This window comes from Streptomyces sp. FH025, from assembly GCF_017427025.1.
In the GTDB taxonomy this organism is placed as follows: Bacteria; Actinomycetota; Actinomycetes; order Streptomycetales; family Streptomycetaceae; genus Kitasatospora.
On the sequence record NZ_JAFLNG010000417.1, the window covers coordinates 1 to 6,997 of the forward strand.

Annotated in this window: 7 protein-coding genes; 5 read left to right on the forward strand and 2 right to left on the reverse strand. The window is 72.0% G+C overall.

Annotated features, from left to right (window positions below):
• Positions 1–297: 297 nt before the first annotated feature.
• Entirely contained in the window at positions 298–1,875 is a 1,578-nt protein-coding gene (locus tag J0670_RS25480; RefSeq protein ID WP_307806683.1) for a transposase, read from the forward strand.
• Between the two features lie 137 nt (positions 1,876–2,012).
• Here the strand turns inward: J0670_RS25480 and J0670_RS25485 are convergent, their stop codons facing one another.
• A complete protein-coding gene (locus tag J0670_RS25485; RefSeq protein ID WP_279383068.1) occupies positions 2,013–2,897 on the reverse strand; it encodes an SAM-dependent methyltransferase in 885 nt (294 codons plus the stop codon).
• A 256-nt stretch (positions 2,898–3,153) separates the two neighbouring features.
• Here J0670_RS25485 and J0670_RS25490 point away from each other — a divergent pair, with 256 nt between their 5' ends.
• The 3 genes from J0670_RS25490 (at position 3,154) to J0670_RS25500 (ending at position 5,113) form a co-directional block, all read left to right on the forward strand.
• Positions 3,154–4,074: a hypothetical protein gene (locus J0670_RS25490; RefSeq protein WP_207814001.1), complete on the forward strand. Its 921-nt coding sequence runs from the start codon at positions 3,154–3,156 to the stop codon at positions 4,072–4,074.
• 3 nt (positions 4,075–4,077) lie between these two features.
• The gene (locus J0670_RS25495) at positions 4,078–4,425 is read left to right on the forward strand and encodes a hypothetical protein (protein WP_207814002.1); all 348 of its coding nucleotides are present in this window, start codon (positions 4,078–4,080) and stop codon (positions 4,423–4,425) included.
• 133 nt (positions 4,426–4,558) lie between these two features.
• Entirely contained in the window at positions 4,559–5,113 is a 555-nt protein-coding gene (locus J0670_RS25500; RefSeq protein WP_207814003.1) for a hypothetical protein, read from the forward strand.
• A 75-nt stretch (positions 5,114–5,188) separates the two neighbouring features.
• On the opposite strand, the gene J0670_RS25505 is transcribed toward J0670_RS25500, so the two are convergent.
• Positions 5,189–6,007 (reverse strand): DUF899 family protein, encoded by an 819-nt coding sequence (locus J0670_RS25505; protein ID WP_207814004.1) that lies wholly within the window; start codon positions 6,005–6,007, stop codon positions 5,189–5,191.
• Positions 6,008–6,331: 324 nt separating this feature from the next.
• Between J0670_RS25505 and J0670_RS25510 the strand changes: the two genes are divergently transcribed.
• Positions 6,332–6,997: TetR/AcrR family transcriptional regulator C-terminal domain-containing protein (locus J0670_RS25510; protein ID WP_207814005.1), on the forward strand; the 666-nt coding region annotated here is incomplete at its 3' end.

A 6,997-nucleotide genomic window follows, 5' to 3' on the forward strand; every position in this document is an offset into this window, starting at 1 on the left:
TACTCGGCCCCGACGGGCACGGATCCTGCGGACGGTGGTACAGCGGCTGCGGCCGGGAGCACCGGAGGCCAGGATCGTTCCGCAGGGGGTTGTGAACTGCTGTGGACTAAGGTCGTTTTGGCGCGCATAAGTGTCCATGAGTTTGTTTTCGGTCGCGGCTTGTTGGATCGATGAGGCGACTGTCAGTGGTGTGTGTGAGGGTGGTTGCACTGACCGGGAGGAGGGGATGGCGTGGCTGGGTCGAGGGATGGGCTTCGGCGGATCGAGGCGCCGTTCGTTTCCTGTGGCCCGTCGGGGGTGACGGTCCGTGACCGTCTCAAGGGCCTCACGCCCGAGGACGAGCGGGTGTTGCGGCTGGTCGGCGGGCATCTGGGGGCTCTGGCGTCGAGGGACCTGAAGGCCCGCTGCGCGGACGCCCTGGAGCACGGCAGCCAGCGGTGGGCCACGCGCAAACGGGACCTGACCGTGGAGTCCTCGTCGCGCTGGGCCGGTTCGATCACGAAGGCCACGCACGACCAGTGGGCACTCTCGCGCCGCGGGCAGGCCGCGCACCTGGACTCACTGGACACCGGCATCCGGACGCTGCGCCACCGGCTGTCGCTGCCGGTCGGGGAGAAGGGCACCAGGCGCGCGCCCGGCGGCTACCGTTCCCGGCACGAGTGGTTCGTCAAGTCGCGTCGGCTCACGGCGCTGGAGGAACGGCACGCGGCTGTCCGGGCCGACCGTGAGGCGGGTCGCGTGCATGTGGTGCGCGGCGGGCGGAAGCTACTGAACACCCGGCACCACCTGGCGGCGGCGAACCTGACCGAGGCCCAGTGGCGGGAACGCTGGGAGGCGTCCCGCTGGTTCCTCACCGCTGACGGGGAGTCCGGCAAGCGGTTCGGCAACGAGACGATCCGCGTCACCCCGCAGGGCGAGGTGTCGGTCAAGCTGCCCGCCCCGCTGGCGGGACTGGCGAATGCCCGGAACGGGCGGTACGTCATGGCCGCGAACGTGGCATTCGCGCACCGGGGCACCGAATGGCGGGACCGTATCGAAGGCAACCGGGCGGTCGCCTACCGCATCCACCTGGACGTGGAACGCGGGCGCTGGTACCTGGACGCGTCCTGGACCCGGCCCGTGGTGCGGACGATGCCGCTGGAGGCGGCCCGCGAGGCCGGGATGGTCGGCGTGGACACCAACGCCGACCACTTCGCGTGCTGGCACCTCGACCGCCACGGCAACCCGGTCGGCGACCCCAAGCGCTTCCCCTACGACCTATCCGGCACCGCCACCCACCGCGACGCCCAGATCCGCCACGCCATCACCCAACTCCTCCACTGGGCCAAACAGTGCGGCGTGAGGGCGATCGGCCTGGAGAACCTGGACTTCACCGCCGAGACCACCCGCGAGAAACACGGCCGCAACAAGCGCTTCCGCCAGGTCGTCTCCGGCATCCCCACCGGACGACTCCGCGCCCGCCTCATCTCCATGGCCACGGAGCTGGACCTGGTCATCGTCGCCGTGGACCCCGCCTACACCTCCCAGTGGGGCGCGCAGCACTGGCAGAAGCCCATGGCCGCGCCCACTCGCAAGACCACCCGGCACGATGCCGCGAGCATCGCGATCGGGCGACGCGCCCTCGGACACCCGATCCGGCGACGGACGGCACCGCCCCACGACGACCAGAGCGATCGTCGGGGGCATCGGACCGCCCAGGCCCCACCGGGCATCCGGAGGCGTGAGGAGACCCGCCGCCCCGTCACGGACCGTGCACACGATGCACGCCGCCGGACGGGGACCACGAGAACGCGGGCGACCAGCGCACCCAAAACCGTTCGGGCTGCGCGCAGTGCCGGGACGTGGGTCCAAGACTCACTCCCGCTCACTGACTAGGAACGGTGGACGAGGTGCTGCTCGACCCCAACCCGCGGGACGTCGGCGAACTCACCGACCTGGCGGCCCGGGTCCATGCGGACGTCCGCGGCGCGGGGATCTGAGGCCGGCCCCCTCGCCCCCGTGGTCCGCGGCTGTCAGGGCTTGAGGGCGACGGCGGCGTAGAAGGAGACCTGGGCGTCGGTGACGGCGTCGGGCAGCAGGTCGGTGTCGGTGTCGTCGCGGTGCCAGCGGTGGGCGGGGACGATGCCGGGGTCGAGGAGGTCGAGGCCTTCGAAGAAGGTGGCGAACTCGGCCTTGGGGCGCAGTCGCAGGGAGGTTCCGGCCTGGTTGTAGATCTCCTCGACCTTGGAGGCTCCGGACGGGTCGAGTTCGGCGGTGGCGTGGGAGAGGACCAGGGCGGAGCCCGCCGGCAGGGGGTCCAGGAGGCGCTTGACGATGGCGTGGGCGTCGTCGAGGTCGGGGACGAAGTGGAGCAGGGCGACCATCGAGAGGGCCACGGGCCGCGTCAGGTCGAGGGTCTGTGCGACCTGGGGGGTGGCCAGGATCGCGGCCGGGTCGCGGACGTCGCCGTGGACGTAGGCGGTGCGGCCCTGGGGGGTGCTGGTCATCAAGGCGCGGGAGTGGGCGAGGACGACCGGGTCGTTGTCGGCGTAGACCACGCGGGCCCGCGGTTCCACGGTCTGGGCGACCTCGTGGAGGTTCGGCGAGGTGGGTATGCCGGTGCCGATGTCCAGCCATTGGCGCAGCCCGCGGCGGGCCAGGGCGCGGGTGGCGCGGTGCATGAAGGTGCGGTTGGCGCGGACCGCGGTGCGCATGGTGGGGAAGACGGTCAGGACGCGTTCGGCGGCTTCACGATCGACCGCGAAGTTGTCCTTGCCGCCGAGGAAGTAGTCGTACATCCGGGCGCTGTGCGGAATGTCCTGGCGTATGGACGGGCCGGCCGTTCCCTCGGACCCCGAGTCGGGGTCCACGTCCGGCCCCAAGTCGGCGGCCGTCATCCAGGTCTCGTCCGTGCTCATTCGCTGTCTCCACTCATCGGCGATCCCGCCAGGCTCGCCGCAGTCTAGCCAACTCGCCCGTACCGCAAGGACGGTTCGCCTGCCCCGGTTCCTGACTCCAGGTCCTGAGCGGCGGCCCCGTCCCTCCAATGGCCGCCGCCGGCCGCCTCGCCCCGACACCACTCCGACGGCACGACCACGTCGCGCGGCCGAACGCGCGGTGCCAGCGTTTGAGCCGTTCCCGAACATCACCCCTCGTTCAAGGAGAGCAAAACACATGCTGAGAATCACCGCCGACGTCTACTCCGGCCGGCCCAACCCCGTCGCCGACATCACCGACGAGGGAGAGGCGCGCGCGGCTCTCCGGGATCTGACGCGGGACCGGGCGCTGTTCGCCGGCTCGACGCCCTCCGAGCACTCGGCGGGCGGCCTGGGCCTGCGGGGGTTCTGGGTGGAGACCTTCGACGACCAGCTCGCGCACGACTTCGACGTGGAGTCCCGCGTGTTCGTTCCGGCGGGGCCACAGGCACCCGCCGGGCGCGGCGCGGAGGTCGCCGAGCGGCTGATCACCGTCGCGAACTGGAGTGCGGCCCCTGAGACCTTCGCCGGACCCACGCCGCCGGTCGACGCGTCCTTCCGGGAGTTCCTGCTCGGCCAGCTGGCGAGCAGCGGCCGGACCTCCGTGGACGACCGGGTCGAGCCGGCGGGCGGTGAGCGGAAGGAGAGCCCCGCGGTCACGTGCACGATCGAACTCGGGGCGTTCAATCCCGGGTTCTGGAACAACGACCCGACCGTCATGTCCAGCAACAACTGCTACAACTACGCCAGCGACTGGCGCACCAACACCTTCGCGCAGCCCGGTCGCGGCTGCGGCAGCATGTACACCCAGATCACCTGCGACGAGGTGACCCGCGCGGCGCTCTGCGACGGCATGCACCACCGGTTCGACTGTTTCCCCGACAGCGAGAAGCCGCGGTACCTCGTCGCCCTGGTCGTCATCCCCGGCGGCGGCGACTACCACTGGTACCGGAAGCAGAAGGAGGGCTTCTGGGGCCACAAGCCGGGCGGGACGGCCGCCCGCAACTACGACAACAGCGGGAAGGTGATCTACGACCCGGAGACCGCCGACCGGGGGCCGTACACGATCTTCTGCGGCTACTTCTACGGTTGCAGCAGCCAGCAGCACAGGATCCGCTGACGGATGGTCGTCGAGGTGGACCTCTACAGCGGGCGGCCCAACCCGCGTTTCCCCCTGGAGCCCGCCGGGATCGAGGAGTTGACGCGTCGGATCGAGGCGCTGGCACCGGCGACGGACGCCGGGCGGCCGTTCGACGGGCTCGGCTACCGAGGGCTGCGGGTCCTGGCCGGCTCGGACGACACCGTCGCCGAGATCCTCGTGTCCGGCGGGCTGGTGACCGTGCGCGCCCCGGACGGACCGCCGCGCCAACTGCGGGACCCTGGGCGGGCGCTGGAACGCTGGCTGCTCGACCAGGGCACGCGAAGCCTGGACCCCGAGGTCGTCGCGACGGTCCGCCGGGAGCTCCGGTGACGGTGACGGTCACGGTGACGGTGACGGTGGCGACGACGGTGACGCTCCGCGACCGCCCCTCCTGAGCCCGGCACGGCGTTGATCATCGTGGGCGTAGGCTCTCGACTGATCACAGGGGCAGGAGAGGAAAGACATGGGCCAGAAGATCATCCGGTTCTCGGACCTGACCGGCAAACACGCGCAGGACGACGGGGACCTGGTACGGCTCGTGGTGCTCCGGCACCCCGAGCTGACGGACGGCCCGGTCGAGATCGACGCGCTCGCCGGGGAGTTGAGCGAGCTGCCGGAACTGGCGCTCGACCTCGTCACCGTCGAACTGCACCACCCGGACCGGGCGGAGCCGCAGACGCTGGTGATGGAGGTGGAGACGTTCAACCGGCTGGCCTCGGCCGCGCCGATGTCCGAGGTGCTGCGCGGGGCCAGGCCGACGGCCGGAGCCGCCGCGCCCTCGCCGGCCCTCGCCAACGGCCGGGACCGGGTCAACTACGCCAGCCTGGAACACGCCGGGCGGCCCCACAAGGGCCGTACCACCGAGGCGGAGAAGCAGGTCGTCCGGCAGCACCTGGACGAGATCAACGAGCGGCTCGCCGCCGAGGGCGTCCGCACGATCGACCCGGCCAACACCGAGCACGTGACCCGCTACGGCCTGGACACCCTGGCCCGCGAAACCGGCGTGATGCTCACCTGACCGGTTGCCACGTCCGACACCGTCCGCCGCCGGGGCCGCCATCAGGCCCCCGGCGACGGACGGTGTCGGAGGGTGTCAGTGGTGGCGGCCGTTGCGGCCGAGGGTTTCGGCGGGGGTCGCGCCGGGGCGCGTCCACTGCGGCACGGGGCGGCTGGTCGGGCCCCAGGTGGCGGTGCCGTCGGTGTCCGAGCGCCAGTACCAGCAGGTCGGCACACCGTGCCCGCCGACCGGTGAGCCGGACTGAGGGGCCTCCGGCCAGCCTTCGGGGTCGTCCTCCCACGCCTCGCGGCGACCGTAGGGCGTCATGTCGAGCAGGGCCAGGAAGCCGCCGACCGCCTCGTTGCCCCGGCCGGTCGTGGAGTAGGTGAGGAACGCGCGGTCGCCGTCACGCAGGAAGCAGGCGAGCGAGCCCATGCCTCCGCCGACCGGCGCGGCCGCGTCGCGCACCGAGTACCAGGGCTGGGTGTAACCCATGAAGTCGACGTACGAGGCCACCTCGTCCCAGGGGCCGGCGGTCAGGATGGCGAACGAGACGCCACGGGCATTGAGGTAGACGGCGTCCTTCAACTGCCAGGCCATGGTGGTGCAGCCCTCGCACTGCCCCTGGTGCGGCGCCCCGTCGTGCCACATGTGCTTGTACACCACGAGTTCCTCGCGGCCCTGGAACAGGTCCAGGAACGGAACCGGGCCCTCGGGGCCGACGACCTCGACCTTCCCGTCGAACTCCACCATCGGCAGCCGGCGGCGGGCCGCCGCGATGGCGTCGGCCTCCCGGGTGTGGGCCTTCTCTCGGACCAGGAGCTCGTCCCGGGCGGCCTGCCAGGTGGCCAGGTCGACCACGGGCGGCCGGCCGGGCGGCGCGGCGGTCGGGTCGTCGTTCGGCTTGATCGTCATGGCGTCCTCCGTAACGTCTCGTGCCGGGCACCGCCTACGGTGTCCCGCGACGCTCCCCCACGGCAACGGGCCGTCGTGCTGGATCCCCGCCCCGCGCCCTGCCGCCGGCCGCGATGACCCGCTACGGCCTGGACACCCTGGCCCGCGAAACCGGCGTGATGCTCACCTGACCCGCCCCCGCGTCTCAGGACGGCCCCGCTCCCTGCGCCCCGACCGCTCGCGGGCGGCCCCGACACGCCGGGCAACAGCCCGCTATGGATTTTCTTCCCATGGGCAAATATTGTGCTGGCCATCAGGGAGCGACGACACCGAAGGAGGAGCGTCATGCCGGCGACACCCGGGGACGCGAGCCCGCCACGCCGCCGGGGGCGGCCGGCCCGCATCGACCGCGCCCGGATCGTCGCCGCCGCCCGGGAGCTGGACCCCGAGCAGCTGACGATGCAGGCCGTCGCCGAACGGCTGGGAGTCGTCCGCAAGGCGCTGAACTACCACGTCAGCGACCGCGAGCAACTGCTCGAACTCGTCGCCCTGGACGCCCTCCAGACGGAGCTGGCCCAGGCCCCCGCCCCGGACGACACCTCGTGGCAGCAGGCGATCCGCAGCTACGCGGCTTCCGCCCGCGAGGCGATGGTGCGGACCGACACGCTCTTCGACTACATCCGCATGCCGCTGACCAGCGGGTCGGCGCTCCTGGAGACGACGGACGGCCTGTACCGGACACTGCGCCGGGCGGGGTTCACCGTCCCGCAGGCCGGCCGCACGGTGGGCCTGCTGGCCGAGCTCCTGGTCTCCTCCGCCCGCGACGCGATCCTCGTCCGGCGGCACGGCGTCCACCCGCAGATCACCGAGGTGGTCAACCTGTTCGACGGCACCCCCGACGACCGGCTGCCGGGCCTGCGGGAGTGGGCGGGCTGGGACGGCGCCGGCCCCGGGGACGAACAGCTCGCCTTCGACCTGGACGTCCTGATCGCCGGACTCGAACGGCTGCTG